This is a genomic window from Streptomyces luteosporeus (genome assembly GCF_039532865.1).
Classification (GTDB): domain Bacteria; phylum Actinomycetota; class Actinomycetes; order Streptomycetales; family Streptomycetaceae; genus Streptomyces; species Streptomyces luteosporeus.
The window spans coordinates 1-563 of record NZ_BAAASL010000078.1 but is presented as its reverse complement, the minus strand read 5'-3'; the positions used below and the strand labels follow the sequence as shown (position 1 = coordinate 563).

The window sequence follows — 563 nt, the reverse complement described above, 5'->3', positions numbered from 1 at the left end:
GGCCAACCTCGATGTCGCTTTTGACGACAGCGGCCGACAGATAAATCCGCTTACAGCACGTCTGACGGGTAACGTAGTGGGGGTGATGAAGGTGTTTAATCGCTGTGGCTGGCAGGCAGAGCCTGAGTCTGTTCGTCTTATCGATAACCGGGTCTTGCTTGCATATCTGTACGGCGCTTTCTGTCTTGTCATGGAAATAAATGCCATTATTGATTTTCGACCTTTCTGTTTTTATAAATAAAATAAATATCATTTTATTCTGGCAGTCTTACCAGATGATTTTATTCCCCTGAATTTTCATTACCCCGCGACGGACCAGTTCATCCCGGATACCTCTGGTCAGGACATCACGCCATTCACCGCGCATCTGTGATTTTAAATAATTATTAAATGTCTTTTCTGTTACCGGCATATTACGAACCTCCCGCGCTGCCTGTTGAATTTTGTTTGCCCACCGGATAACGATATCCATGTCGGGTGCAGCCATCTTTACTGATGACGCCTTATCCGGGGAGACGCGACGGCAGCGAATCCCGCGCGCCTGCAGTGTCCGGACAATACCG

General features: G+C 48.0%; 2 protein-coding genes. One reads left to right on the top strand and one right to left on the bottom strand.

The annotated features are described in order from the left end of the window. Window positions 1–241, top strand: a 241-nt coding sequence (locus tag ABD361_RS30515) for a hypothetical protein (RefSeq protein ID WP_344440232.1), incomplete at its 5' end; no start/stop codon positions are given. Window positions 242–268: 27 nt separating this feature from the next. Here the strand turns inward: ABD361_RS30515 and ABD361_RS30510 are convergent. Next, window positions 269–563, bottom strand: a 295-nt coding sequence (locus tag ABD361_RS30510; RefSeq protein ID WP_344440230.1) for a hypothetical protein, incomplete at its 5' end; no start/stop codon positions are given.